Source organism: Phytobacter cepae (genome assembly GCF_054165735.1).
Window position 1 is genome coordinate 2,734,873 of sequence record NZ_CM135107.1, and the last position, 25,575, is coordinate 2,760,447.

Here is a 25,575-nt window from a genome sequence, read left to right on the forward strand (position 1 = left end):
CTGACATTTTCCTGACATTTTGTTTTGCATACTCCGCTCACATTCTCTTTGACTGGAGTTCACAATGCATGCATCAGGCCCTACGGGAACCGGCAAGTATCAACATGGCAAAACCGGAATAACCCGCCTCTTCGCGACGTTACGCTATTCGCGTGATGGTTTCCTCGCCGCCATTCAGGGTGAGGCCGCCTTTCGTCAATTGATGACCTTACACGGCGCGCTGATGGTGGCCGCTGTTGCGCTCCATATCAGCCCCGTCGAACGTGCGCTTTTGCTGGCGGTCTCATTTATCAGTTTGCTCGTTGAACTGCTTAATTCGGCGATAGAGGCCGTCGTGGACCGGATCTCGCTTGAGCAACACCCGCTTTCGAAAAACGCCAAAGATATGGGCAGCGCCGCGCAAACCATGGCACTGATCATGGTCGCGTCGGTATGGATAGTCATCCTGTTTTAGCCGCTGCACATGCAGTGCCCAGTGAAGTGGAGAGGGTCATTGTTAAGAGCCTCTCTACTTCGCTGGTTTGCTATATGACCCGGTCTTAACAAAAACGGCTCTGCGTCATTCTGTAGCCATTCAGCCATCCGGGTGTTTAAGTGGTTAAAATAAATAATATAAATATTGCTTATTCAGAGTCGCTATGTCTTAATAGCGCCATCGGTTTGGAAAACAGACCTTATGAAAGCAGTTTTAGTAAAGCAGTCCTCAGTTCAAGTGTTATCCAAAGATATCCCTTCTTCATGAGCCTCCTCCTAAGTGCCACATAAGTCACTCTCTTAATACAGGCCATCACCGCCGCGCTTACGTGGCTCATTCATTAAGGAATTATCTATGTCTAATAAAATGACTGGTTTAGTAAAATGGTTCAACTCTGATAAAGGTTTTGGCTTTATCACTCCTGACGACGGCAGCAAAGATGTATTCGTACACTTCTCTGCTATTCAGAGCGATAGCTTCAAAACTCTTGATGAAGGTCAGAAAGTTTCCTTCACCATCGAAAGCGGCGCCAAAGGCCCTGCAGCTGGCAACGTTACCGCGCTGTAATCGATGCTGATTATCAGAGCAGTAGTGTTAGCGATGAAGACATCTGTCTGAGCAATACCGTTCTCTGATAATAAAAAAGCCCGCCATGTGCGGGTTTTTTATTATCTTCATTTTATTCTGCCGCCAACTCACTCGATACGTTTACAACACCTCCCTTTCTCCTGTCTCGCTTAAAACTTTGTGCCGCGTCATACCACTGCGCCTCATAACAAGACTTTGCATTGGCGGTGCCTGTCACTACAAAAAAACAGAGCTATACGTAATGGAATCACTGCGTATATAGTATGAACTCCTACCCTCCTGATTGAGGAGTATCTGATGCCTGAATACTCTTTTTTTATAAAAAATAAACAAATCGTTGCGCTCAACAGTTCTGAACAGGAAGCCGCGTCTCAACTGATTGAACAGGGTTTTGAAAAACAGTTCGAAGAGATCGAAGCGATAAACGAAAAACGTGCGCTGGCACGCTTTGCGGATATTCGCAGAGACAAAGCGACCGATCACCATAACTTTATGGCCGGTGCGATAGCCTTACCGCTTATCGGCGTAATGACCGCAGCGGCAAATAAACTGATTCGCAAAAAAGAGTAATGCAAACACTACAGAGATGGCAGTGATTCAAACTTGTCTTTCGGCCGGATAGTGAATCCATTATTCGGCCCTCTTCAAATCCTACGCGCGAATAACGTAGTGCCCCTCCATTTCTCTTCGCGTTGTAGTGAAAATCTTCTATAAAAAAGTGCGTAAAGTCTCTCCTCTTGGTGAAGCGCAACATCTTCATCACGTTTAAACAACTTCTCGTTATTTTCTCATTACAAGTTTATAGCTCAATAGTGTGATAGATAGACATTTTACATCACTCTCAGGCATTCCCATGCAAATAAAATCCCTTATTTACAATGAGTTAATAATCACTTTTTTGAGACTATAAAAAGATAGGTAGCACTCATAAATTCATCTATAAAAATTACTTTGACTACCTCATCACTTAAGCTAGACTGCTAATTGCGCACGGTAATTAATTCTGGCCGAGAACCTTCATTTTAGGGGACTCTGGAAGTATCAAGCGAAGAGCAAGCATGAAAACCTATAAATTAAATAAGAGCATAGCCATTTTTGTTTTTATATTGTTGATCCCATTTATGGTCGTTTGCACCTATACCTGGTTATATATTGATTACAGCAGTAACAAAGAGTTTAAAACCACCCTTTCTCGCTTTACGGCTAATGCCTCAAAAGGGAATATAGAGACACCACTGAATGAAATAAAACTCATCTTCAGAAGCTTGTCAGCAAGCATAGACGAAACCGACATTGAAAAATATCTTCAGGGTCAACCTACAGACTTAAATACACTCATTCCTGCCATCACGGATTCAACGATATTTTTTAGTAATGTGATCGTCTCTGATTCAAATGATAATTATAAGATTTACCCCAACCTGAGCGATAAGAAGATCTCTCCACGCTCACGCCCCTGGTATCCACTGACGGCCACAAAGGATGTGATCACCTTTTCCCAGCCTTATGAGTCTATTCTTGATGAAGTCAACGGAACCGCAAAGTCGAAAAAAGAGTCAATCACCGCCAGTATGAACCTGTTTAATAAGCGTTCTGAATTCATTGGAAATATCGGTTTTGACCTGGATTTAAAGTCGATAAGCTCAACCATTAACAATAAGTTACCCCCTTATAACGGCAAGTTTCTGATCACCTCCAGCACAGGGGAAATCATTCTGAGTGAAAACAAAGCAGAAATTCTCAAAAAAAGGGTGCCGCACGACTGGGTTGAACGCGGCGACAGCGTCGAAGGCGATTTTTATGACAGCAAACAAAAGGTATTCGTTTTCTATAAGACGTATGTGAACCCTGACTGGTATGCCTTTACTATCGTCAACGAAAGCGAATACCGAAACATTACTAACTATGCAAAACAATCGTTCTGGATAGTGATGTTGTGTTGTCTGGTGTTCTATCTTTTTGTCATTTTTTTCGCCAGGTTATATATGGAGAAAATCCTCTCCCGGCTGTACATGGGGATGAATGGCATCATTCCCAAAAAGAATAAATTAACGATAGGTTCTATTTACGAAAATATCAGGAAAAATAAACAAAATCTTGATAAAGCGATTCGCGACGCCACGCTCGATGGTTTAACTAACCTCTTTAATCGACGAAAGTTTGATGATGATATTCGTAAGCTGGCCGACAGCGGAAAAGCTTTTTACCTTGCCATTATTGATATTGATAACTTTAAAGCGATCAATGACACATGGGGTCACGATGCAGGGGATAACGTTCTGAAAGTTGTGGGTCAGACGGGTTGCCAGGTCGTTGGCGGCGAACATCGCATCTATCGATTTGGCGGCGAAGAGCTGTGCGTCATTTACTCAGGCGAGGATCATGACCTCTTCTGTCAAATGATGGACACCTGGTTGCAGATGGTTTCTCTGCGAAAATGGCGTGAACCTTCCTTACAGGTGACATTTAGTGGCGGGATTGCGAAACATATGCCTCACGATCCCGTAGAAGCGGTGCTAAAAAAAGCCGATGCAAAGATGTATCAGGCCAAGGTCGCAGGTAAAAACCGCATACTTTTTTAGCCTTTCCTTTGCAGGCCCAAACGCACTATCAGGCCGGTGGTATAACACCCCGGCCTGAAATGCAGTTAGAAGGTTTCCCAGTTGCTGTCACTGGCAGCAGGCGCGGCGGAGGCCAGTGCCGCACGCGGTGGCGCGCTCGGCTTGCCAGGTTTGCTCTGTAACAACGTCCCCGCGTTATTCACCCGGAAGACGGCGACAGCCTGACGCAGTTGCTCAGCCTGCTCTTCCAGCGCTGCAGAAGCCGCCGCAGACTCCTGCACCAGCGAGGCGTTCTGTTGCGTGACGCTGTCCATCTGCGACACGGCGAGACTCACCTGCTCAATCCCTTTGCTCTGCTCATCAGAGGCCGAGGCAATCTCTCCCATGATGTCGGTCACACGGGTTACCGCGTTGACGATTTCTTTCATCGTGTCGCCCGCTTCTGCCACCAGCGTGGTACCGGAATTGACGCGGTTGACCGAGTTTTCAATCAGCGATTTGATCTCTTTGGCAGCCTGAGCACTCCGACTGGCCAGGGTGCGGACTTCGCCCGCCACTACAGCAAACCCACGTCCTTGCTCACCCGCACGCGCGGCTTCCACAGCGGCGTTCAGCGCGAGGATATTAGTCTGGAAAGCGATGCCATCAATCACGCTGGTTATCTGCGCAATCTGCTGGGAACTGGTTGAAATTTCACTCATGGTGCGCACCACGTCGCTGACCACCTGGCCCCCACGCGCAGCGGTATCGGACGCATTCTTCGCCAGATGGGACGCCTGACGGGCGTTGTCGGTGTTTTGCTTCACCGTGGCGGTCAGTTGCTCCATGCTGGCCGCCGTTTCTTCCAGTGACGCCGCCTGCTGTTCAGTACGGGAAGAGAGATCGTTGTTACCGGTGGAGATTTCGCTTGCGCCCGTGTAAATCGAATCCGAACTGTTGCGCACCGCACCCACGGTGTGGACCAGCGACACCTGCATCTCGTGCAGTCCGGCCGCCAGTTGGCTCATCTCGTTACGGCCTTCTGCTGAAATGGATTGTGTTAAATCCCCCCCAGCAATAGCGCGAATATGGTTCATCACACTATGCAGCGGCTTAAGAAGCAGGTGTTGCAGACCCAGCCAAATGATCGTCATTACCGCAATGACGGCCAGTAAAATCACACCCAGCGTCCACTGCATGCTGGTGAAGCTGCTCTGGTTCTCGCGGGCGGCGGCTTGCAGGAAGGAGTTATTTTCCAAACGCCATTTCGCGTAGCTGGCATCCATATCATCCTGCGCCTGCTGCGCATCTAAGTTGCCATAGGCTTCGTAATTATTGGCACGCAGGAAGGTGATGGACTGCTTGAGGACATCGTGCATTTTGGTAATGTTTTGCGAAACTTCATCGGCCAGGGCCGGATCCTGACCCGCCACACGCGGTGTGCTTTTGTAGTTGTTGAAGTAGCCTTCCGACTTGCCTAATGAGTCAGAGGCGGTGGTCAGCAATTTTTCGATACTCGCCAGAGAGGCCGGATCGCGTTGATTTTTTAAAAAGCGGATGGCGACGCGCGTGACGGTCACACGTGTTTTGATCAGCGTGTTAACGCTGTCACCCAGATTTTCCTGCTGTGCACTGAGCACCCCGGTGTTCTGAAAGTTCACTCTGTCATTGTTAACCGCAGAGTAAAAAAGTCCCCCGGTGACCAATTGCAGAAGACAAAAGACCGACAGCGCGATAATGATGCCGGTAATGACGTGTATATTTTTGAGCATAGCTTTAGTCCGTGGGAGAGTAGAAATTGCTCAATATATATCGTCACGGCAGACATTAACTTTATGATAACTTTTTAGGAACAAGCTTGAACGGACGGGAACGCCAGGCTTCCTTCCCCCGCGCAGTTTGTTTTGGGGTCGTCTTAACCTGGCGCCAGCCAACTGCACACAATTCATACAGAACATATTTTAATGATTGAATTCAACCCGGTGCTTCTTGCGGGGGCGATAATCAGACCTCAAATGGCATGAGCAGCATCCGATCGGGATAGTTAACCATACGCCATTCAGGCGTTCCCGCCCGGTATCCACATGGTTATCCCCCGTTTCTGTGGATAACCTTGTGCTTTTCAACTTCATTTGAAGGGCACTGGCGGTGCTAACGATATGAAAGACAGCCTGAATAACAGAAATAGCGTCGTGATGATGTCAGTGATAGACAGGATGGGTGACACTCGCAAGATGTGGGGGGTTGTGATGACGAACAAAGCGAAGAGACAATAGCCGCCGTTAGCGGCTACGTTTGGCGTGGCGTTCCCAGTTTTCCTGTTTCGCCTGTTCGGATTTACGCAGCACAACATAGCAGGCTCCGCTGCCCCCTTGATGCGCCTGAGCAACACAGAATGCCTGTACGTCGTCAAATTCAGGCAGCCAGCGGGCAAGATAGCTGCGGATAATATTGGCGTGTGAATTATCGTCACGCCCTTTACCATGAATAATCAGCAAGTTGCGTAAACCCTCGGCATGAGCCTGGTGCATAAAGCTAAAAAGAAGCTGTCGACATTGCTCAACAGGCTGACGCAAGAGGCTGAGGCTGGCCTGCTGTCTGTACTTACCTGAGCGGAGCTTATCAATCACCCCCTGCTGTACGCCGTCGCGTTTAAACGCCAGCGGCGAGCCAAGAGGTAAAATCTCTAAAAAGCCGGTGGTCAGAAAATTATCCAACTGCAAGGTGTCGATTTGCGTCGGAGCACGGGTCTTACGCCCCGGTTGCCAGTGAACATCGGCACAGCGCTTCAGGGGCTGGACATCCTCCATGGCGTCAAGGAACAACGATTTGTCGTCAGGGTTCATGGTACGTCCTCTCGCGGCATTTCTGCAGAATACTATAGCGGTCACATCAAGGTCACACAACGGCTATGGTCACCGTGATGTGTTCAAAATAAATGAACTTATCGCGCTAATATATTTTTGTGAAATAGATTAGCGCCGCTAATAGTACATCCGCATAGCCGATTTATCGGCACTTAACTAAAACTTTACCTGCGTTAATATTCTAAATTTCAGTTAAATTATTGTGAAATCAAACATCAATTCGACTGGAATTAATTTTCAGCCAGGCTATAACTGTATTATTGACCTAAGGATGAAATCCAAAAAATAAACGAAAGGATGCGCTGCTGTGTGTACTGTAGAGCCTGACGATGTCGGCAGGCTCTATTTTTTTGCATTTATTTTTTGAGAAATATTGTCTATTTCCTGCGCACCTTCCCACACGCCCTGTAATATATTTAGCGGATGAATATCCCGCAATATACCTAAGCCTGGCTCCCTTTTGAGGTATAGTTCCACCCGTTCGAACGTGCTAGATTGCAGGCTTGCTGACTCCCGCCTGCTCGATAAAAAGGACGTTCGATGCTCACACTCCTTGAAGATAAAATTGATACTCCGCTCGGCCCGCTGTGGGTAATCTGCGATGAGACATACCATTTGCGCGCCGTTGAGTGGGAAGAACACAGCGTGCGTATGAATCAGTTGCTGGCTACCCACTATCGCCGTGAAGGCTACTCGCGCGTTGCCAGCGCCAACCCTGGCGGCCTTAGCCAGAAATTACGCGACTATTTTGCTGGCGATTTGGCGGTCATCGATACGCTGCCTACCGCCACTGCGGGTACCCCCTTCCAGCGTGAAGTCTGGAAAGCCTTGCGCGACATTCCCTGTGGCCAGGTGTTGCATTACGGCCATCTGGCGGAAATGCTGGGCCGAAGTGGTGCGGCACGTGCCGTGGGGGCCGCAAATGGGTCTAACCCGGTGAGTATTGTGGTGCCCTGCCATCGCGTCATTGGGCGTAACGGGACGCTGACCGGCTATGCGGGCGGCGTGCAGCGCAAAGAGTGGTTGCTGCGTCATGAGGGCTACTTCTTATTGTGAGAACAAGGCCCAATAAGTGCGCTTAATCGCGGTGCTGCGGGTTCAAACCCACAAGAAATTGGTGGATTATCAAATAGATGGTTTGTATTCGGTAACTTATGTTTCCAATAACCGTTTTAATTCTACTGAATTGACGTTTCCTCAGGCTTACACACACCCTAAAAAGGTGTTAAAATTGACCAAAATCAATTAAGGCTTGAGTATACCTATGATCCCGGAAAAGCGAATTATACGACGCATTCAGTCAGGCGGATGTGCTATCCATTGCCAGGATTGCAGTATCAGCCAGCTTTGTATCCCTTTTACGCTGAATGAACACGAGCTGGATCAGCTCGATAACATCATCGAGCGTAAAAAGCCGATTCAGAAAGGCCAGACACTGTTTAAAGCCGGTGATGAACTGAAATCGCTGTACGCTATTCGTTCCGGCACGATCAAGAGCTATACCATCACCGAACAAGGTGACGAGCAGATCACCGGCTTCCATCTGGCGGGCGACCTGGTCGGCTTCGATGCCATTGGCACCGGTCTTCACCCGAGCTTCGCGCAGGCGCTGGAAACCTCAATGGTTTGCGAAATTCCCTTTGAAACCCTGGACGACCTGTCAGGTAAGATGCCTAATCTTCGCCAACAAATGATGCGCCTGATGAGCGGCGAGATCAAAGGCGACCAGGACATGATCCTGCTGCTGTCGAAGAAAAATGCGGAAGAGCGTCTGGCGGCATTTATCTATAACCTGTCACGTCGCTTTGCTCAGCGCGGTTTCTCTCCCCGCGAGTTCCGTCTGACGATGACGCGTGGCGATATCGGTAACTATTTAGGCCTGACTGTCGAAACCATCAGTCGTCTGCTGGGTCGCTTCCAGAAAAGCGGCATGCTGGCGGTAAAAGGCAAATACATTACCATTGAGAATAGCGATATTCTGTCGCAGCTTGCCGGTCATTCCCGCAACGTAGCCTGATTTTCCCTCTCTTTTTTACCTTTTGCCCGGTCGTCTAATTTTTCTGATTTATTGATCTGGCAAAAGGTTTCCCCTGTTTCATTCAGTACTAATGGGTTATCTTGTAATTACAGACTGTGGTGACAGATGTAAGGAGACCCTGTATGGCTAGATATCAAAATATGCTGGTCGCCATCGATCCTAATCAGGACGATCAGCCCGCATTACGACGTGCCGTGTATTTGCATCAACGGATTGGTGGGCGCATCAAAGCCTTTTTGCCCATCTATGATTTCTCATATGAGATGACCACCCTTCTGTCCCCTGACGAACGCACCGCCATGCGACAAGGCGTGATTAGCCAACGTACCGCCTGGATCCGCGAACAGGCGAAGTACTATCTCGACAGCGGCGTTCCTATCGATATCAAAGTGGTGTGGCACAACCGTCCCTTTGAGGCCATTATCCAGGAAGTGCTTGCCGGTGGGCACGATCTCCTGCTGAAGATGACGCACCAGCATGACAAACTCGAATCCGTTATTTTTACCCCTACTGACTGGCATCTGCTGCGCAAATGTCCGTGTCCGGTATGGATGGTGAAAGACCAGCCCTGGCCAGAAGCGGGTAAAGCGCTGGTGGCCGTTAATCTGGCCAGCGAAGAGCTGTACCACAATTCGCTTAATGAAAAACTGGTTAAAGAGACGTTGATGCTGGCGGAACAGGTGAACCATACCGAAGTCCATCTTGTCGGTGCCTACCCCATTACGCCGATTAATATTGCCATTGAGCTGCCGGAGTTTGATCCCAGCGTCTATAACGATGCCATCCGCGGCCAGCACTTAATTGCCATGAAAGCCCTGCGTCAGAAGTTCGGTATTGACGAGAAGATGACACACGTCGAAAAAGGGTTGCCGGAAGAGGTGATTCCTGACCTGTCGGAACATCTGCAGGCCGGGATCGTGGTCCTGGGAACTGTGGGCCGCACCGGCATTTCTGCTGCCTTCCTCGGCAACACTGCGGAACAGGTGATTGACCATCTGCGATGCGATTTGCTGGTCATCAAACCGGATGATTATCAGTCCCCGGTTGAACTCGACGACGACGAAGACGATTAAATCGTGTTTGCTTAACGCTCAACGCCCGCCAACGCGGGCGTTTTGCTGTCAGGACGCTGCGGGTGTTTGCCGCCATTGTTGCAGATAATGACGCAACCAGCTCCCTGCCACGCCGGGCGGCGTGCGTTTGTTCCACAACAAGTCGATCAACACGCTGCGCGGCCAGCCTGGTAAATTCAGCCGGGTCAGTTTCTTTGCGCCTGAGAACTCGTCCACCAGCGCTGTCGGTAGTGCACACCAGCCAAACCCTTGCTCCGCCATGCTGAGTAACATCAGATAGTTCGGCGCAGACCACACCGGACCACGGGCCACCATGCTGCTGTTCTCCAGATAAGTATTGAGCCGTAACTCACGCCAGCTACGCAGCTGTTCTTCCAACAGCATGCCCTCACTCGCCAGGGGGTGATTGCGCGCCACAAAAATATCCATCTCACTTTGCATCGGCAGACGCATGGCCCCAATATCTGTGGGATAGTGTGCCTGCGCTTCGGTCAGCCCCAGTTGCGCGCGACCTTTTTGCAGCAGATCGATAACGTCCTCATTTTCTCCAATCAGGCATTCAAACTCGGTGTGCGGGTAGCGTTTGTCAAAGGCCCCCAGCAGGTCGGCGAGGATATCCGGGTGCAGCGTGTCAGAAAGCACAAAGGTCAGTCGCGTTTCCATCTCGCCCGCCAGCCACACCGCTAACTCATCCAGCCTGTCGCTGGCGGCAAGAATCGCCTGTACGTAGCTGAGCGCCTTTTCGCCTTCCGGCGTTAAGACCGGATGACGGGCAGAGCGGTCAAACAGCGTCACCCCCAGATCCGTTTCCAGATTGGCGATGGCGGTACTGATTGTCGACTGGCTCTTACGCAGTTTTCGTGCGGCGGCGGAAAAGGAACCGGCGGCAACCGTTTCGACAAAGGCGGTGAGGGCTTCAGGTGAATAGCGCATAAAAGTATCTATTTTATCGATGGTAACTCACTTTAATTTATCTTAATAAACGATGAAAATCCTCTTCTTCGATGACATTTACACCGACTCCGTTAAAAAGAGGTTTTTAAATGCAACAGCATGCAGTACAGCGTCGCGGCTTAACCGAACGCATTTTCCATGCGGTGAGTTTTGAAGTCATTGCCACTGCCATCTGCGCGCCAGCCAGCGCCTGGGTAATGCAGCGTCCGGTACTTGAAATGGGCGGGCTCACGCTGTTACTGGCGACCGCCGCGATGATCTGGAATGTGATTTACAATGCGATTTTTGACCGCTTATGGCCTGTGCATCGCGTGCCCCGTACCGCCCGCGTGCGTGTGTTACATGCGTTAGGGTTTGAAGGAGGATTTATCGTGATTGGCGTAACCATCGCCTCGCTGGTGCTGGGCATTGGTCTGGTCGCGGCTTTCTTACTGGAAATTGGCTTTTTCCTGTTCTTTCTGCCGTACACCATGGTCTTCAACTGGAGTTATGACGCGTTACGCGAACGTTTTATTCAGCGCAGGCTTACGCGCCTCGCCGAATAAAAAATAAGCCTCGCACCAGGCGAGGCTTAAAATATAACGGCCATGCAGCGCCGCTATCGCGTTATCCTTTATACACGTTTTTTCGGCATCATGCGTAATAACGTGTTGTCTTTGAAATAATAATGGTGCGCAAGTGCCGCTAGCGCATGCAACCCGATAACGTAATACCCTAACATCGCCAGAGTCACGTGGTAGTTTTTCAGGATATCCACCAGGTCAAAATTCGCTTCTTGCGCATGCGGCATCACGATGCCAAAGGCAATCCAGTTTCCCCCACGGTTATACATCATCAGCAAGCCGATGATCGGTAAGGCAATAAACAGCAGGTAGATAACCAGGTGTCCTAAATGCGCCATGCCCGTTAACATGGGCGAGGGCTTTGGCACAATCGGTGGCGAGGGTGATTTCAGACGGACCAGCAGGCGCGTGACCATTAATACCAGAATAGTGATGCCACAAGAGACGTGGACGATGTTGAAATAAGGCCGATAAGCACGCGGTGCGAGACCACGAAATTCCATGGCACAATAGGTCACAATGACCAGAAGAAAAACCAGCCAGTGAATGGCGATTTGAAGCCCGGAATATTTACTGCGCATAAGCTCATCCTGAAACAAGATCGAAAACGCCAACATACCGAGCTTTTCTTAAAAATTCATTAACTTTTCTTTTTCAATTTTCAAACGCTTACGCTGTCATGAAAAGCAATCATTTGCCGTTGTGTTCAACCCAGGCTATGCCTGGTGAAGTGCAAAAAACCCTTCCTGACAGGAGTAGCATAATGAGTAAAATTGGCATTAATGGTTTTGGGCGTATAGGTCGTCTGGTATTACGTCGGCTGCTGGAGACCGGCAGTGATGCCGAAGTCGTGGCAATTAACGATCTCACCTCCCCGAAAGTGCTGGCCTACCTGCTGAAGTATGACTCCAACTATGGCCCGTTTAAGTGGAGTGTGGATTTCACCGAAGACGCGCTGATTGTCGATGGTAAAAAAATCACGGTGTATGCCGAAAAAGAGGCCAAACACATTCCATGGCGAGCGGCGGGTGCTGACATTATTGTCGAATGTACCGGTTTTTATACCGCTAAAGAAAAATCACAGGCGCACCTGGATGCAGGGGCGAAAAAAGTGTTGATCTCAGCCCCTGCGGGTGACATGAAAACCGTGGTTTTCAACGTCAATGACGACACTCTTGACGCTCAGGACACCATCATCTCGGTGGCGTCATGTACCACGAACTGCCTGGCGCCAATGGCAAAAGCCCTGCATGATAACTTCGGCATTAAAGTGGGCACCATGACCACCATTCATGCCTATACGGGGACCCAGGCGCTGGTGGACGGTCCACGCGGTAAAGATTTGCGTGCCTCGCGTGCTGCAGCAGAGAACATCATTCCGCACACTACCGGGGCGGCAAAAGCCATTGGGCTGGTGATCCCTGACCTTAGCGGCAAGCTGAAAGGCCATGCGCAACGCGTACCGGTGAAAACCGGGTCGGTCACCGAACTGGTCTCGATTCTGGGCAAAAAAGTCACCGCCGATGAGGTCAATCAGGCCCTGAAAAAAGCGACCGAAAACAACGCGTCTTTCGGTTACACCGATGAAGAGATTGTCTCTTCTGATGTGATCGGCAGCCACTTTGGTTCGGTGTTCGATGCTACACAAACCGAAATTACCGAAGTGGGCGATCTGCAACTGGTCAAGACCGTCTCCTGGTACGATAACGAGTATGGTTTTGTGACTCAGTTGGTTCGTGTGCTGGAAAAATACCGGCAGCTTTGATTCTCCCTCGGGTCTGAGGGATACCCACCAAATACAGTCCCCTCGCCCCACCGGGGAGAGGGTTAGGGTGAGGGGGAAAATGCGGCTCTGAGGGGCATTCCGTTCACCTTATGTTCCTTGCTTTTCTATCGCTCCAGAACCCGTGAACGTGCCAGGGCGGTTCACCGCCACCGCCCTGGCGACCCGGGCTCCCGGCCAGGAAAATCGCCGCTGGCGCGGTCCACTCAGCGTATTCCTTCAGGCTAATCGGGGACGGGCGAAGGTAACGTCCGTGTAAAGTCGCCCTCGCCGCGCATCCCTGCGCGGCGCCCCGGCCTTACGGATACGCTTCGTCGATTTTCAGCCGGACCCAGTCATCGCGGTGACTGTTTTATTCTCATTACGCAGTATTATCGCTGTAAAACGACATATTACAGGGGATCCCTAACCTCTCAGGTGGCACCGCCACCCTTTTTTCCCACCTCCCCCACACTTTCTGTACACCGCCTATGATATAAACCTCTGTTTCAAATTTTGGAGATCCGAAGTGACACCGATAAGCGAGCAAGAGTTAGTTGCGATGATGGACGCTGCCGTAGCGAATGCCGTCACCTTTTCCGTCTGGCCCCAGGGTGAGGCGCCGGGGGCGGCAACCAGTCTCGTCACCTTTCGGCTGGAAGAAAATCTCACGGGTCCTTCTGATTTTGATCGCTCCGTCACCGGCGTCCGTGCGCCGCAGATTACCGTTTATGCCCCTGAGAAACCCAACGGCGTAGGGATTCTGGTGACACCGGGCGGCTCGTATCGCCGGGTGGTCCTCGACAAAGAAGGCAGTGCGCTGGCCCCTTTCTTCAATGCCAGAGGCTACACGCTGTTTGTGATGAGCTACCGCCTGCCGGGGGATGGTCATGCGGAAGGGGCCAATGCGCCGCTGGCGGATGTGCAACGGGCGATGCGGACCCTGAAAGCACGCGCAAAGGAGTGGCAACTGGACCCTGAGCGTATGGGAATTTTGGGCTTCTCTGCGGGCGGACACGCTGCGGCAAGCCTGGGCACACGCTTCAGTGAACCCGTTTATCTGCCTAAAGATGAGATAGATGACCTCCCTGCCCGACCGGCATTTATGGCGCTGGTCTACCCGGTCATTACCATGCATCGCGAGATTGACCACCCTGGTTCGCGCCAGGAATTGATTGGCGATAATCCGACCGAGCAGCAGATTCGCCACTATTCTCTGGAAGAGAGGGCGAGCGGCGATACGCCGCCGACCTTTATACTGCATGCGGTTGATGACCCGGCGGTGAAGGTCGAAAACAGCGTGGTGATGTTCACCGCCCTGCGAAAGCTGGGCGTGCCCGTTGAGATGCATCTGTTTGAGCAAGGCGCCCACGGATTTGGTATTCGTGATGCTCAGGGGCTGCCCGCAGCCATCTGGCCGACGTTAATGATGAACTGGATTGCAACGAAGGTGTAAAGCGCTTGCCGCCATCATAACCTGATGGCGGCATACCCCATTACGCCTGCAGATAGACCATCTGGGTTTGCAGATACTCTTCAAGGCCATGACGACCATCAGCACCACCGATGCCCGACTTCCGCCAGCCCGCATGGAACCCCTGCATCGCTTCAAAGTTCTCGCGATTAATATAGGTTTCGCCGAATTTCAGCCCTTTGATGGCCTTCATGGCGGTCGTGAGATTCTGGGTGTAAACCGATGACGTCAGCCCGTAATCGCTGTCGTTAGCCATCGCCAGCGCCTCTTCCAGGGTGTCGAATGCCACCACCGGCAGCACCGGGCCGAAGGTTTCCTCGTGCATGATAGCCATCTCCTGGCGCACATCCAGCAGCAGCGTTGGCGGGTAGAAATACCCTTTCCCTTCAACCGCTTTGCCGCCCAGCACAACGCGGGCACCTTCTGAAACCGCCCGAGCCACTTTGGCTTCCACACGCTCCAGGGCTGCGCCGTTAATCAGCGGCCCCATGGCGATATCATTGCGTTGGCCTGGATTACCAAACTGCACGGCTTTCATCGCTTCGCCCAGACGGTTCACAAAGCGATCGTAAATGCCTTTTTGCACATACACGCGCTCGGCACAGTTACAGACCTGCCCGGTGTTGATCACGCGGGAATCGACGATAGCTTTAACGGCCAGTTCCAGATCTGCATCATCGAGCACGATAGCGGGCGCTTTACCGCCCAGTTCGAGGCACACTTTGGTGATGTTTTTCGCCGCTGCGGTCATGATCTTCTCGCCTGCCACCACGCTTCCCGTCATGCTGACCATCGCCACTTTCGGGTTGCCTGCCAGCTCCTGTCCGACGGTTTCACCCCGTCCGAGCACCAGGTTAAAGACCCCTTTCGGCAGCCCGACCTCATGGACGATTTTGGCAAAAGCAATGGCGTTGTTCGGCGTGAATTCGCTGGGCTTGATAACGATCGTGTTGCCGGTTATCAGTGCCGGCGCGAGCTTGCGGGCAATCAGGAAGAACGGGAAGTTCCACGGCAGGATCCCGGTGGTGACACCCAGCGGGCGTTTAAAGACGAAGATATTTTCGCCAGGGCGATCGCTTTGCAGAATTTCGCCTTCATAACGACGGGCCCATTCGGACATGTAGTCGATATAATCGGCGGTGAAGTTCACTTCGACTTCCGCCAGCTGCTGGATTTTTCCGCCTTCAGCCACGATAAGCGCGCTGATTTCACTGGCGTTTGCACGAATACCTGCGGCGATTTTGCGTAACCAGCCCGCACGTTCAATGGCCGGTAACGCTTCCCAGGCCGGCTGCGCTTTATCGGCAGCCTCAATGGCGCGCCGTGCATCTTCGGCGGTACCGTCTGGAATGCGCGACAGAAGCTCTTCTGTCGCCGGGTTTGTTACGTCAATCCAGGCGTCGCCTTGCCAGGTAACAAATTGACCATCGATATACATCGGGTGCTGTACGGGTGCTGTCATGAACTGCTCCTGTAATAACATTGTTTTTAACAAGTAAATTCGTTGTTAAAAATCTACAAGCGTGCAGCCCATTTCCCAGGATGACAGCGAAGTTTTGTGAGTGAAATCATAAAAGAAATGCTTTTTAGCAACCACGAGGCAACATTAAATCAACATTGAGTGCCCGTTTGCGTTTGCCATCGCGCAAACGGGCATTGGCTTATGCCAGAGCGCGGCTGCCTAAAGCGGAGTGCAGAACCTCATCGGCCTGTAATATTTGCCAGGCGTTGTCGACAGAAGAGGGGAAATCCACATGGACGATAAAATTCCGCCCATTGGGGCCATACCCCTCAATGTCGTCGCGCAGTCGTGGTACTTCGCCGAGGATCAGCGACAGATAGCGTTCGACCGGCCATAACCCTTCGGCTGGCGTCGCAAAAGAGAGTCCGTCACGGGTGTTAATCAGTTCGGGAATAAAACCAGGATAACTAAGCCAGTGTGGCGCATCCGCATAACCTGCGCTTGCGCGCGCGAAGGTGGCCATGGTGCGGCGTTGCATCGTCGGGTCCTGCATGACGATTGCGGTCGTCAGGTTCATCCCCCGTGAGCTCAGGGTGTCCAGAGTGAAACGGGCATTCTCACCGCAGTTGGTTGACTGGTCTTCCACAATGATGTTTTTCAGCGGGATACCCCAAAAACGCTGGGCGATTTCCGCAAGGATAGCGGCTTCCGATTTACCGGTGGTCCGTAGCGAATTGTAGGTCGGATGGCGGGCCACGGCGTGATACAAAAAGGTGGTAGAATGGCCGATGCCACCGCTTATGATGAGCGGCGTATGCTGTCGGGAAGCCATGTCGAATGCCGCATCGATAACCGGTATGACCGCATTACCGGCAAGGATGATCGCATCAGCGCGGACAGGCTCAGGCTTGCTCGCAAAGTCATTTTGCGCCAGCCACTGGCCCAGCGTGTTGGCGGCCTTCAGGGTCTGCTCAGGTAAGGCAGGAAAATGGATCATGGATAAATGCCTCCTTTTTGTAAGCATCAATACAGCTTACTTAAGTGCCACTACATCGTAAAGTGCGATAGAGATCACATGGAATGCCCTAACCGCCTTGCCCGCTATTATGCCGCGAAGCCATAGCAACTTCGCTATGCGTCCTCTTTTCCCACCAAAATTGCGGTCCTCTAATACACTTGAATTATTCACGGCGCTAACGGTAAACTCGTTAGAGCTCTAACTATCTATTAGAAAAATGTATGGAACACCGCGATCTCACCTTTTCCCATTTATTGTATTTAACGGCGCATCACTGGCGACTGGCCGTAGACCGCCGCCTGAAGGGCCTGGGAATGAGTCAGGCGAGTTGGGTAGCGGTTGCCGCAATCGCCCGTCACGATACCCCGCTTTCGCAAAGCGAACTGGCGCAGGAGTTGGGTGTGGAAAATGCCACTCTGGTGCCGTTAATCAATCGGCTGGTCAGCCAACAACTGGTTCAACGCGTATTAACCGAGCAGGACAAACGTAAACGCCTGCTGGTGGCAACCGCACAGGGGATGGCGTTATATCATCAGGTCAAAACGGTCGCCGACGATCTGCGTGAGGAGATCCTGTCCGTAATCACCCCTGAAGAGCAGGCGCAGACACGTCAGGTGCTGGAAAAGTTGTTACGCGAGGTCGAGAGGAAGTAATGCGCCAGCCGAAAAACGATCCTTACGCCCCCCGTGAATGGGCGCCCCACGAAAAGCCGATGCTGCTCGGCTCCCCTTCGACCCCGTTTCATAGCACCCCTCGCCGCATAGCCTATGGCATCGTTGGCCTGCTGGTGTGCATGACTGGCGCACTGGGGAATGCGATGGTGACTGCAAACCTGCAAAATCTGCAGGGTACCTTTGCGGCCTGGTCCACCGAAATCGCCTGGCTTCCCGCGGTTTACGTGATGACCAACGTCTCCATCAACCTGCTGTTGGTAAAGTTTCGCCAGCAGTTTGGCCTGCGTGCGTTTACCGAAGGTTTTCTGGTGCTCTATGTGCTGGTCACTTTTTTTCACCTGTTCGTGAACGATTTGAGTTCTGCCATCCTCGTCCGTGCCGCTCACGGCATGGTGGCGGCGGCACTGAGTTCGCTGGGTATTTATTACCAGATTCAGGCGTGGCCCGCTAAGCATCGATTGAAAGCATTAACTATAGGGATAACCGGTTCTTCCCTTGCAATCCCGATTGCCCGTCTCTTCTCAACCGAGTTACTGCAGTTGGAGGAGTGGCGTGGACTCTACTTCTTTGAACTAGGGCTGGCACTGATTTCGCTCGCCTGCGTCATTTGTCTGAAGCTGCCGCCTGGCGATCGCAAAAAAGTATTTGAGAAGAAAGACTTTATTACCTTTTTTCTGCTCGCGCCCGGCATGGCGCTGTTGTGCGCGGTGCTCTCATTTGGTCGCCTGTACTGGTGGTTCGAAGCCCCGTGGATTGGCTGGTCGCTGTCACTGTCGCTGGTGCTTATCGTGAGCGCCATTGTCTTTGAACATAACCGCAGCAACCCTCTGCTCAATACCCGTTGGCTCTCCAGCGGCAGCATAATGCGCCTTGGGCTGATCATGCTGCTCATCCGCATCGTCCTCGCGGAGCAGAACACCGGGGTTTACGGTTGGTTGCAGTACGTGGGGTTACAGAACGAACAGATGACGCACCTGGCCTGGTCGATTCTTGCCGGCATCGTCTGCGGTATCACGGCAAGCTGCCTTACCATTAAACCCCAGCGGCTGGCGTGGCCTATCATCACGGCCCTGTTGCTGATGATTATCGCCTCCTTGATGGACAGCCAGTCCACCAGCCTCACGCGGCCAGACCAGCTCATGGTCAGCCAGTTCTTGCTCGGTTTCGGCAGCGCCTTTTTCCTCGCCCCTGCGATGCTGGCAGGCATCGGTGGCGTGGTCGCCGATCCGCGTAACCTCGTGAGCTTCTCTGTCTTATTTGGTATGAGCCAGAATATTGGGGGCCTGTTAGGGTCGGCTATTCTCGGTACTTTCCAGACCTGGCGGGAGAAATACCACTCCGCACACCTGGCCGAACAACTGACCACGCTCAATCCTGCCGTCAATGAGCGCCTGCAGGCCTACAACCAGCTTTATCAGAACATGATTGGCGACAGTACGTTGCTCAATACACAGGCGGTCCTCCAGTTGCAAAACGCCAGCACGCTGGAAGCGAATATTCTGGCTTACAACGATACTTATCTTTTAACCGCCTCGGTGGCTGCCGCCACTTTGGTATGGATCCTCTGGCGACTGCTGCGTTTGCGCATTACTGCGCGCATCGCCCTGCGTCGGGCAACGGGAACAAAGTGACACGCGTGAATTTTTTACTGGAGCAACTATGAGTCAGCAGGACGCCGCCAAAGAGCGGGCCAACACCCGCAGTAACCTGCGCATTGTATCGATTTTTGCCGCTGCCGCGATCGGCATCGTTGGGGTATTAGTCATACTTTACGCCTGGCAATTGCCGCCCTTTACCCGCCACACCCAGTTCACCGACAACGCCTATGTTCGGGGGCTGACCACATTTATCAGCCCTCAGGTGAATGGTTACATCACTGAGGTGCCGGTGCAGGACTTTGTGCAGGTTAAGAAGGGCGATCTGATTATGCAGATCGACGACCGCATTTATCGTCAGAAAGTGCATCAGGCCCAGGCGCAGCTGGCGATGAAAATCGCGGCGCTGAACAACAATATCCAGCAGCGAAAAAGCGCCGAAGCGGTGATTAAACGTAACGAAGCGGCGCTGGCCAGCAGTAAAGCGCAGAATCAGCAATCACAAGCGGACCTGAAACGCGTCAAAGCCCTGACTTCAGACGGTTCTCTCTCGATCCGTGAACGGGATGCCGCCCTGGCGACCGCCGCTCAGGGCAGCGCGAGTATTGCCCAGGCGCAGGCCACGCTGGAGATGTCGAAACAGGACCTGCAAACCACAATCGTAAATCGCGCTTCGCTGGAAGCCGACGTCGAGAATGCCAAAGCCGCACTGGAGCTGGCGGAAATTGACCTGCAAAACACCCGCATCGTCGCCCCGCGCGACGGCCAACTGGGGCAAATCAGCGTCAGGTTGGGGGCCTATGTTTCAGCCGGAACGCATCTCACCACCCTGGTGCCCGCTCAACACTGGGTGATTGCCAATATTAAAGAGACCCAACTGGCGAATCTGCGTATCGGTCAGCCGGTCCATTTCACCGTCGACGCGCTGGACGGTCAGGCGTTCAGGGGCCGGGTTGAGAGCATTTCGCCGGCAACCGGAGTGGAATTCAGTGCCATATCGCCGGATAACGCCACCGGCAACTTCGTTAAAATCGCCCAGCGTATCCCGGTACGCATCCAGGTTGAAGGCAAAGCAGAAGAGGTCGCCCGCCTGCGACCGGGGATGTCGGTACAGGTGAAAATCGATACCCGGGAGAACGCGCAATGATCGTTCGCCCCCTCGCGGTTGCCCTCTGTCTGGCGCTGGCAGGCTGCCAGTCCGTTGACGTTAAGCCCGCCAAACCTTCGCTGCAGATCCCCGCGGCCTGGCGTTCGGCCACCGGTCCTGACAGTCCCGTCGAAAAAGTGTGGTGGCGGCGCTTTCACGATAACGCCCTGAACGCGTACGTGGACCAAGCCTTGCGCTTTAACAGTGATGTGTTGATTGCCCGCGAACGGGTGAATGAATACCAGGCGCGGGTCTATGGCGCAGAAGGGAGTATTTTCCCGTCACTGGATGCCGGTCTCAACGGTACGCGCGCCCGTTCGCAATCCGCCGCCACCGGGCTGCCGGTTTACAGCACGCTATACAAAGGTAGCCTGACCGCCAGCTATGATGTGGACATCTGGGGCGTTAACCGCAGTACCGCCGATGCCGCACGGGCTTCATTAGCCGCACAAAAAGCCGCGGCAGCGGCGGCCGATCTTACCGTCGCGTCTTCTGTCGCCTCCGGCTACATCACACTGTTATCGCTCGACGATCAATTAAGCGTGACGCAATCGACGCTGGAGGCACGAGAGGAAGCCCTTAAGCTGGCGCAGCGGCAGTTTGAAACGGGCTACAGCTCACGCCTGGAACTGATGCAGTCCGATTCTGAAGTGCGCGCCACCCGGGCACAAATCCCAGGATTACGCCATCAGATTAATCAGCAGGAAAATGCGCTGAGCCTGCTGCTCGGGGCTAATCCCGGTAACGTTGCCCGCACCCAGGGACTGGACGCGCTCACCCCGTTGACGCTCCCTTCTTCACTGCCCTCTTCACTGCTGAATCGCCGCCCGGATATTGCCCAGGCGGAGCAGCAGTTGATTGCTGCCGATGCGACGCTGGCCTCAGCCCGTGCCAGTCTGCTGCCGTCCCTTAATCTCACGGCAACGGGTAGCGTACAGGATCGCACGCTACCTGGCCTGCTGGATAATCCACTCCAGTTGTGGAGCGTGGGGGGCAGTATTTTAGCGCCGTTGCTTAACCGACAGGCATTGAATGCACAGGTAGACGTGACAGCGTCACAACGCAATCAGGCGCTCTATACCTATGAAAAGACGGTAAGAAATGCGTTCAAAGAAGTGAATGACAGCCTCGATGCCATCATCCGTTTGCAGGAACAGTTAAGCGAATTACAGGCGCAGGCCACGGTCGCTCAGGAAACGTTGCGCATTGCCCAGAATCGGTACCGTAACGGGTACTCCTCGTATATCGATGAGCTGGATGCACGGCGTACGCTGTTTTCAGCGCAGCTTAGCGTGGTGCAGGCGAAGGGGAATCTGTTAGTGGCACAAATTGATTTGTACAAGGCGTTGGGCGGCGGCTGGAACCCGTAGCGGCAAAGTGGCCCGGTAAGTGTTGCTCACCGGGCCTGATGCTCACACGACAATCTGTTCCATCGCCTGCAATACACGCTTATCAGATACCGGGAACGGTGTTCCCAGTTGCTGCGCGAAGAAGCTGACGCGCAGCTCCTCTATCATCCAGCGGATAGCCTGCACGTCTTCGTCTTCACGACGCGCCGGCGGCAGTTTATTGAGCCACTGCTGCCAGGCCTGCTGTACCTGCTCCACTTTCAGCATCTGCGCTCTGTCGCGGTGCGGATCGACGGCCATTTTTTCCAACCGTTTTTCAATGGCCTGCAGGTAACGCAGCGTATCGCCGAGACGGCGGAAACCGTTGCCGGTGACAAAGCCGCGATAAACCAGACCGGCCATTTGCGCTTTAACATCCGACAGCCCCAGCGCCATGGTCATATCCACGCGCCCTTTCAGCCGTTTATTGATGCTAAACACTGCCGTCAGGATCTGCTCGACCTGTTTTGCAATCACCACCACGGTTTCGTTCAACTCCGCGCGGACTTTCTCATGCAGCTTCGCAAAACCTTCTTCTGTCCAGACCGGCCCGCCCGCTTCGTCAATCAGTTTGTCGACGCCGCAGGAGATACAGTCGTCAATCAGGTCCAGCACTTTGCCGTACGGGTTAAAGTAGAGGCCCAGCTTGGCCTTGTTCGGCAGCTTCTCATGCAGATACTTGATAGGCGACGGAATATTGAGCAGCAGTAAACGCCGCAGACCGCGCCACATCGCCTGCTGTTGCTCCAGCGGATTATCAAACAATTTGATGGCGACGCTGTCGCGTTCATCTACCAGCGCAGGCCAGGCTTTCACCTTGTAGTTGCCGCGCTTTTGCTCGTAGCTTTCAGGAAGCTGGCCAAAACTCCAGATGTGCAATCCGCTCTGTTCGATGCCGTCATCGGCTACTGCGGAGAGGGTTTCCTGCACCTTGCCTTTCAGCGCATTTTTCAGCGCCGTCAGGTCCCGGCCTTCCTGCAGCTTCTTGTTCTTTTCATCCACCACGCGGAACGAAATTTTCAGGTGATCGGGGACCTGATCCCAGTGCCAGTCTTCCCGATCAATGCTGTTGCCGGTCATGCGGCGTAATTCACGCTCAAGCGAGTCCAGTAATGGCAGCTCAAGGGGGGTCACCCGGCCCAAAAAGGCCTCCGCATAGTTGGGGGCAGGCACAAAGTTACGTCGCACGGGTTTCGGTAATGACTTGATAAGCGCAATCACCAGTTCACGGCGCAGGCCTGGAATTTGCCATTCAAACCCGGCCTCTTCCACCTGATTTAACAGGGGCAACGGAATATGGACCGTCACCCCGTCCGCATCGGTGCCCGGTTCAAACTGGTAGCTCAGACGCAGCTTAAGATTGCCCTGGTGCCAAAAGTTCGGGTAATCCAGTTTGCTGATTTTCTCTGCGCCCTCTTTGATGAGCATGCTCTTTTCAAAATTGAGCAGATCCGGCGTCTCGCGGCTGACGGTTTTCCACCAGCTATCGAAATGGCGGGCAGAAATCACATCGTGACTGATGCGCTGGTCGTAAAACTCAAACAGCGCCTCGTCGTCGACCAGAATGTCACGCCGACGGGATTTGTGCTCCAGCTCTTCGACTTCCGCCCGCAGTTTGAGGTTGTCGCGGAAGAAAGCGTGGCGCGTCTGCCAGTCGCCTTCCACCAGCGCGTGGCGAATAAACAGCTCGCGGCAAAGCGCCGGATCAATCTGGCTGTAATTTACGCTACGGGCTGCCACGATCGGCAGACCATAAACGGTCACCTTTTCCGTCGCCATCACCGCACCCTGCGACCGTTCCCAGTGCGGCTCACTGTAGGAACGCTTGATCAGATGCTGCGCTACCGGCTCGACCCATTCGGGATCGATGCGGGCTGCGATACGGCCCCAGAGACGGCTGGTCTCCACCAGTTCGGCGACAATCGTCCATTTGGGTGGTTTTTTGAATAAGCCAGATCCCGGGAAGATGGAGAATCGGGCATTACGCGCACCGGTAAACTCCTGCTTATCGGTATCTTTCATCCCGATATGCGACAACAGGCCGGTCAGCAGGGAGACGTGAATTTCGCGGTACGCTGCGGGTTCGCTGTTGACCGGAATGCCCAGCTCTTTCACCACCTGGCGTAGCTGGGTGTAGATATCCTGCCATTCGCGCACGCGCAGATAGTTCAGATAGTCCACGCGGCACTGGCGACGGAACGCATTGGAGGACAACGCTTTTTGCTGCTCGCCGAGGTAGTTCCACAGGTTGACGAAGGCCAGGAAGTCCGACTCTTTGTCATGGAAGCGACGATGTTTTTCATCAGACGCCTGCTGTTTGTCCATGGGACGCTCACGCGGATCCTGAATCGACAGCGCGGAAGTGATGATCATCGCTTCACGCACGCAGCCATGTTTCTGCGCTTCGAGCACCATCCGTGCCAAACGCGGATCGACCGGCAACTGGCTCAGTTGGCGGCCCTGGTTCGTCAGTTTATACGCCGTTTGCTGCTCGTCAGTGGTGATGGCCCCTAACTCTTCCAGTAGGCGCACGCCGTCCTGAATATTGCGCTTATCCGGCGCTTCAACGAAAGGAAAAGCACCGATGTCGCCCAAATCCAGCGCGGTCATCTGCAAAATAACCGAGGCCAGGTTGGTGCGCAGAATTTCCGGGTCGGTAAATTCCGGGCGCGACAGGAAATCGTCTTCCGAATAGAGACGAATACAGATCCCTTCAGACACACGACCGCAGCGCCCTTTACGCTGGTTCGCCGACGCCTGAGAAACCGGCTCAATCGGCAGGCGCTGCACTTTGGTGCGGTAGCTGTAGCGACTGATGCGCGCAGTCCCAGGATCAATGACGTATTTAATACCCGGCACGGTCAGGGAGGTTTCTGCGACGTTGGTGGCCAACACGATGCGCCGCCCGCTGTGGGACTGAAACACGCGGTTCTGCTCGCTGTTGGAGAGGCGCGCATACAGCGGCAGCACCTCGGTATGGCGCAAATTAAGCTTGTTGAGCGCATCGGCGGTGTCGCGGATTTCACGCTCGCCGCTCATGAAAATCAGGATGTCACCCGGCGCTTCACGGCCCAGTTCATCTACCGCATCAAAAATCGCCTGCAACTGGTCGCGATCGGTGTCATCCGCCTCTTCCACTATCGGACGATAACGGACTTCAACCGGGTAGGTCCGACCTGAGACTTCGATAATCGGCGCATTATCAAAATGACGTGAGAAGCGTTGCGGATCGATAGTCGCTGAGGTGATGATGATTTTGAGATCCGGGCGGCGCGGCAGCAGTTCTTTCAGGTAGCCGAGCAGAAAATCGATGTTCAGGCTGCGTTCGTGCGCTTCATCGATGATGATGGTGTCGTACTGCATCAACAGTCGGTCCTGCTGGATTTCCGCCAGCAGGATACCGTCGGTCATCAACTTAACCAGGGTGTTGTCGCTGACGTGGTCGCTGAATCGCACTTTATAGCCGATGCAGCCGCCCGGTTCCGTTTGCAGCTCTTCGGCAATACGGTTCGCCACGGTACGCGCCGCCAGTCGGCGTGGCTGGGTGTGGCCAATCAGCCCTTTCACTCCGCGCCCCAGTTCCATACATATTTTCGGCAACTGGGTGGTTTTACCGGAACCGGTCTCGCCGGCGACGATCACCACCTGGTTGTCGCGAACGGCCTGGAGAATGTCCTGCTTCTTCTGGCTAACCGGTAGATTCTCAGGGTAGGTTATGGCCGGACGAGACGCCTCACGCAGCAGAACTTTCTGTGCCGCTTCGGCCATCTCCCGGTGCATCGTCTCCAGGACAGCCCTTTGTGATTCAGGATTTTTAACCTTCTTCACGCCCTGCAGACGGCGAGCAAAGCGCTGCCTGTCACGTTGCATAAGCGCATCAAGCTGACGGTGAAGATCGGCGAGGGTCAATTTCTGTTGTTCTGTCATAATCTTAACGGGCAGAGCACTGCCGGAAAA

Annotated in this window: 21 protein-coding genes; 14 read left to right on the top strand and 7 right to left on the bottom strand. The window is 53.1% G+C overall.

Annotated features, from left to right (window positions below):
• Positions 1-64: 64 nt before the first annotated feature.
• The 4 genes from ACUY4Q_RS12685 (at position 65) to ACUY4Q_RS12700 (ending at position 3,645) form a co-directional block, all read left to right on the top strand.
• Complete coding sequence (locus ACUY4Q_RS12685) at positions 65-454, top strand: diacylglycerol kinase (RefSeq protein WP_458043124.1); 390 nt, start codon at positions 65-67, stop codon at positions 452-454.
• Between the two features lie 375 nt (positions 455-829).
• Positions 830-1,042 (top strand): transcription antiterminator/RNA stability regulator CspE, encoded by a 213-nt coding sequence (gene cspE / locus ACUY4Q_RS12690; RefSeq protein WP_458043125.1) that lies wholly within the window; start codon positions 830-832, stop codon positions 1,040-1,042.
• A 318-nt stretch (positions 1,043-1,360) separates the two neighbouring features.
• The gene (locus tag ACUY4Q_RS12695) at positions 1,361-1,633 is read left to right on the top strand and encodes a hypothetical protein (protein ID WP_458043126.1); all 273 of its coding nucleotides are present in this window, start codon (positions 1,361-1,363) and stop codon (positions 1,631-1,633) included.
• Between the two features lie 488 nt (positions 1,634-2,121).
• Positions 2,122-3,645: a sensor domain-containing diguanylate cyclase gene (locus ACUY4Q_RS12700; protein ID WP_458043127.1), complete on the top strand. Its 1,524-nt coding sequence runs from the start codon at positions 2,122-2,124 to the stop codon at positions 3,643-3,645.
• A 65-nt stretch (positions 3,646-3,710) separates the two neighbouring features.
• Here the strand turns inward: ACUY4Q_RS12700 and tcp are convergent, their stop codons facing one another.
• Together tcp and smrA are read right to left on the bottom strand one after the other, a co-directional pair.
• A complete protein-coding gene (tcp, locus tag ACUY4Q_RS12705) occupies positions 3,711-5,375 on the bottom strand; it encodes a methyl-accepting chemotaxis citrate transducer (protein WP_458043128.1) in 1,665 nt (554 codons plus the stop codon).
• A 510-nt stretch (positions 5,376-5,885) separates the two neighbouring features.
• Positions 5,886-6,449, bottom strand: a complete 564-nt coding sequence (gene smrA / locus ACUY4Q_RS12710) for a DNA endonuclease SmrA (protein ID WP_458043129.1) — start codon at positions 6,447-6,449, stop codon at positions 5,886-5,888.
• A gap of 561 nt (positions 6,450-7,010) precedes the next feature.
• On the opposite strand from smrA, the gene ogt reads away from it, so the two are divergent.
• From ogt to uspE, 3 genes are all read left to right on the top strand, one after another.
• Positions 7,011-7,526: a methylated-DNA--[protein]-cysteine S-methyltransferase gene (ogt, locus tag ACUY4Q_RS12715; RefSeq protein WP_458043130.1), complete on the top strand. Its 516-nt coding sequence runs from the start codon at positions 7,011-7,013 to the stop codon at positions 7,524-7,526.
• A gap of 208 nt (positions 7,527-7,734) precedes the next feature.
• The gene (fnr, locus tag ACUY4Q_RS12720) at positions 7,735-8,487 is read left to right on the top strand and encodes a fumarate/nitrate reduction transcriptional regulator Fnr (RefSeq protein ID WP_458043131.1); all 753 of its coding nucleotides are present in this window, start codon (positions 7,735-7,737) and stop codon (positions 8,485-8,487) included.
• 143 nt (positions 8,488-8,630) lie between these two features.
• Positions 8,631-9,581: a universal stress protein UspE gene (gene uspE, locus ACUY4Q_RS12725; RefSeq protein ID WP_458043132.1), complete on the top strand. Its 951-nt coding sequence runs from the start codon at positions 8,631-8,633 to the stop codon at positions 9,579-9,581.
• 48 nt (positions 9,582-9,629) lie between these two features.
• Here uspE and ACUY4Q_RS12730 read toward each other — a convergent pair whose 3' ends face one another.
• The gene (locus ACUY4Q_RS12730; protein ID WP_458043133.1) at positions 9,630-10,514 is read right to left on the bottom strand and encodes a LysR family transcriptional regulator; all 885 of its coding nucleotides are present in this window, start codon (positions 10,512-10,514) and stop codon (positions 9,630-9,632) included.
• Between the two features lie 110 nt (positions 10,515-10,624).
• On the opposite strand from ACUY4Q_RS12730, the gene ACUY4Q_RS12735 reads away from it, so the two are divergent.
• Positions 10,625-11,080, top strand: coding sequence for a multidrug/biocide efflux PACE transporter (locus ACUY4Q_RS12735; protein WP_458043134.1), 456 nt, complete (start codon positions 10,625-10,627; stop codon positions 11,078-11,080).
• Positions 11,081-11,148: 68 nt separating this feature from the next.
• On the opposite strand, the gene cybB is transcribed toward ACUY4Q_RS12735, so the two are convergent.
• Entirely contained in the window at positions 11,149-11,679 is a 531-nt protein-coding gene (cybB, locus tag ACUY4Q_RS12740; RefSeq protein WP_458043135.1) for a cytochrome b561, read from the bottom strand.
• Between the two features lie 182 nt (positions 11,680-11,861).
• Here cybB and gap point away from each other — a divergent pair, with 182 nt between their 5' ends.
• Positions 11,862-12,863: a type I glyceraldehyde-3-phosphate dehydrogenase gene (gap, locus tag ACUY4Q_RS12745; RefSeq protein ID WP_458043136.1), complete on the top strand. Its 1,002-nt coding sequence runs from the start codon at positions 11,862-11,864 to the stop codon at positions 12,861-12,863.
• Positions 12,864-13,422: 559 nt separating this feature from the next.
• On the top strand, positions 13,423-14,316 hold the full coding sequence (locus tag ACUY4Q_RS12750) for an alpha/beta hydrolase (RefSeq protein ID WP_458047334.1): 894 nt from the start codon (positions 13,423-13,425) through the stop codon (positions 14,314-14,316).
• Positions 14,317-14,356: 40 nt separating this feature from the next.
• On the opposite strand, the gene aldA is transcribed toward ACUY4Q_RS12750, so the two are convergent.
• A complete protein-coding gene (aldA, locus tag ACUY4Q_RS12755; protein WP_458043137.1) occupies positions 14,357-15,796 on the bottom strand; it encodes an aldehyde dehydrogenase in 1,440 nt (479 codons plus the stop codon).
• Between the two features lie 199 nt (positions 15,797-15,995).
• Positions 15,996-16,793, bottom strand: a complete 798-nt coding sequence (locus ACUY4Q_RS12760; RefSeq protein WP_458043138.1) for a YdcF family protein — start codon at positions 16,791-16,793, stop codon at positions 15,996-15,998.
• Between the two features lie 242 nt (positions 16,794-17,035).
• On the opposite strand from ACUY4Q_RS12760, the gene ACUY4Q_RS12765 reads away from it, so the two are divergent.
• The 4 genes from ACUY4Q_RS12765 to ACUY4Q_RS12780 are packed head-to-tail and all read left to right on the top strand — an operon-like array spanning position 17,036 to position 21,600.
• A complete protein-coding gene (locus ACUY4Q_RS12765) occupies positions 17,036-17,467 on the top strand; it encodes a MarR family winged helix-turn-helix transcriptional regulator (protein ID WP_458043139.1) in 432 nt (143 codons plus the stop codon).
• The gene (locus tag ACUY4Q_RS12770) at positions 17,467-19,119 is read left to right on the top strand and encodes an MFS transporter (RefSeq protein ID WP_458043140.1); all 1,653 of its coding nucleotides are present in this window, start codon (positions 17,467-17,469) and stop codon (positions 19,117-19,119) included. Before ACUY4Q_RS12765 ends, ACUY4Q_RS12770 begins: the two co-directional genes overlap by 1 nt.
• A gap of 28 nt (positions 19,120-19,147) precedes the next feature.
• On the top strand, positions 19,148-20,230 hold the full coding sequence (locus ACUY4Q_RS12775) for an HlyD family secretion protein (RefSeq protein WP_458043141.1): 1,083 nt from the start codon (positions 19,148-19,150) through the stop codon (positions 20,228-20,230).
• Positions 20,227-21,600 (top strand): efflux transporter outer membrane subunit, encoded by a 1,374-nt coding sequence (locus ACUY4Q_RS12780; RefSeq protein ID WP_458043142.1) that lies wholly within the window; start codon positions 20,227-20,229, stop codon positions 21,598-21,600. The genes ACUY4Q_RS12775 and ACUY4Q_RS12780 overlap by 4 nt, the downstream gene beginning before the upstream one ends.
• A gap of 42 nt (positions 21,601-21,642) precedes the next feature.
• Here ACUY4Q_RS12780 and hrpA read toward each other — a convergent pair whose 3' ends face one another.
• The gene (gene hrpA, locus ACUY4Q_RS12785) at positions 21,643-25,545 is read right to left on the bottom strand and encodes an ATP-dependent RNA helicase HrpA (RefSeq protein WP_458047335.1); all 3,903 of its coding nucleotides are present in this window, start codon (positions 25,543-25,545) and stop codon (positions 21,643-21,645) included.
• Positions 25,546-25,575: the final 30 nt, after the last annotated feature.

Bases quoted from the DNA above. Each gene is read 5' to 3' on its own strand.
- ACUY4Q_RS12780 (WP_458043142.1), top strand. From the start codon at position 20,227: ATGATCGTTCGCCCCCTCGCGGTTGCCCTCTGTCTGGCGCTGGCAGGC.
- cspE (WP_458043125.1), top strand. From the start codon at position 830: ATGTCTAATAAAATGACTGGTTTAGTAAAATGGTTCAACTCTGATAAA.
- cybB (WP_458043135.1), bottom strand. From the start codon at position 11,679: ATGCGCAGTAAATATTCCGGGCTTCAAATCGCCATTCACTGGCTGGTT.
- ACUY4Q_RS12750 (WP_458047334.1), top strand. From the start codon at position 13,423: ATGATGGACGCTGCCGTAGCGAATGCCGTCACCTTTTCCGTCTGGCCC.
- ACUY4Q_RS12765 (WP_458043139.1), top strand. From the start codon at position 17,036: ATGGAACACCGCGATCTCACCTTTTCCCATTTATTGTATTTAACGGCG.
- ACUY4Q_RS12730 (WP_458043133.1), bottom strand. From the start codon at position 10,514: ATGCGCTATTCACCTGAAGCCCTCACCGCCTTTGTCGAAACGGTTGCC.
- smrA (WP_458043129.1), bottom strand. From the start codon at position 6,449: ATGAACCCTGACGACAAATCGTTGTTCCTTGACGCCATGGAGGATGTC.
- ACUY4Q_RS12775 (WP_458043141.1), top strand. From the start codon at position 19,148: ATGAGTCAGCAGGACGCCGCCAAAGAGCGGGCCAACACCCGCAGTAAC.
- uspE (WP_458043132.1), top strand. From the start codon at position 8,631: ATGGCTAGATATCAAAATATGCTGGTCGCCATCGATCCTAATCAGGAC.
- ACUY4Q_RS12770 (WP_458043140.1), top strand. From the start codon at position 17,467: ATGCGCCAGCCGAAAAACGATCCTTACGCCCCCCGTGAATGGGCGCCC.
- ACUY4Q_RS12700 (WP_458043127.1), top strand. From the start codon at position 2,122: ATGAAAACCTATAAATTAAATAAGAGCATAGCCATTTTTGTTTTTATA.
- ogt (WP_458043130.1), top strand. From the start codon at position 7,011: ATGCTCACACTCCTTGAAGATAAAATTGATACTCCGCTCGGCCCGCTG.
- gap (WP_458043136.1), top strand. From the start codon at position 11,862: ATGAGTAAAATTGGCATTAATGGTTTTGGGCGTATAGGTCGTCTGGTA.
- ACUY4Q_RS12735 (WP_458043134.1), top strand. From the start codon at position 10,625: ATGCAACAGCATGCAGTACAGCGTCGCGGCTTAACCGAACGCATTTTC.
- hrpA (WP_458047335.1), bottom strand. From the start codon at position 25,545: ATGACAGAACAACAGAAATTGACCCTCGCCGATCTTCACCGTCAGCTT.
- ACUY4Q_RS12685 (WP_458043124.1), top strand. From the start codon at position 65: ATGCATGCATCAGGCCCTACGGGAACCGGCAAGTATCAACATGGCAAA.
- tcp (WP_458043128.1), bottom strand. From the start codon at position 5,375: ATGCTCAAAAATATACACGTCATTACCGGCATCATTATCGCGCTGTCG.
- ACUY4Q_RS12760 (WP_458043138.1), bottom strand. From the start codon at position 16,793: ATGATCCATTTTCCTGCCTTACCTGAGCAGACCCTGAAGGCCGCCAAC.
- fnr (WP_458043131.1), top strand. From the start codon at position 7,735: ATGATCCCGGAAAAGCGAATTATACGACGCATTCAGTCAGGCGGATGT.
- ACUY4Q_RS12695 (WP_458043126.1), top strand. From the start codon at position 1,361: ATGCCTGAATACTCTTTTTTTATAAAAAATAAACAAATCGTTGCGCTC.
- aldA (WP_458043137.1), bottom strand. From the start codon at position 15,796: ATGACAGCACCCGTACAGCACCCGATGTATATCGATGGTCAATTTGTT.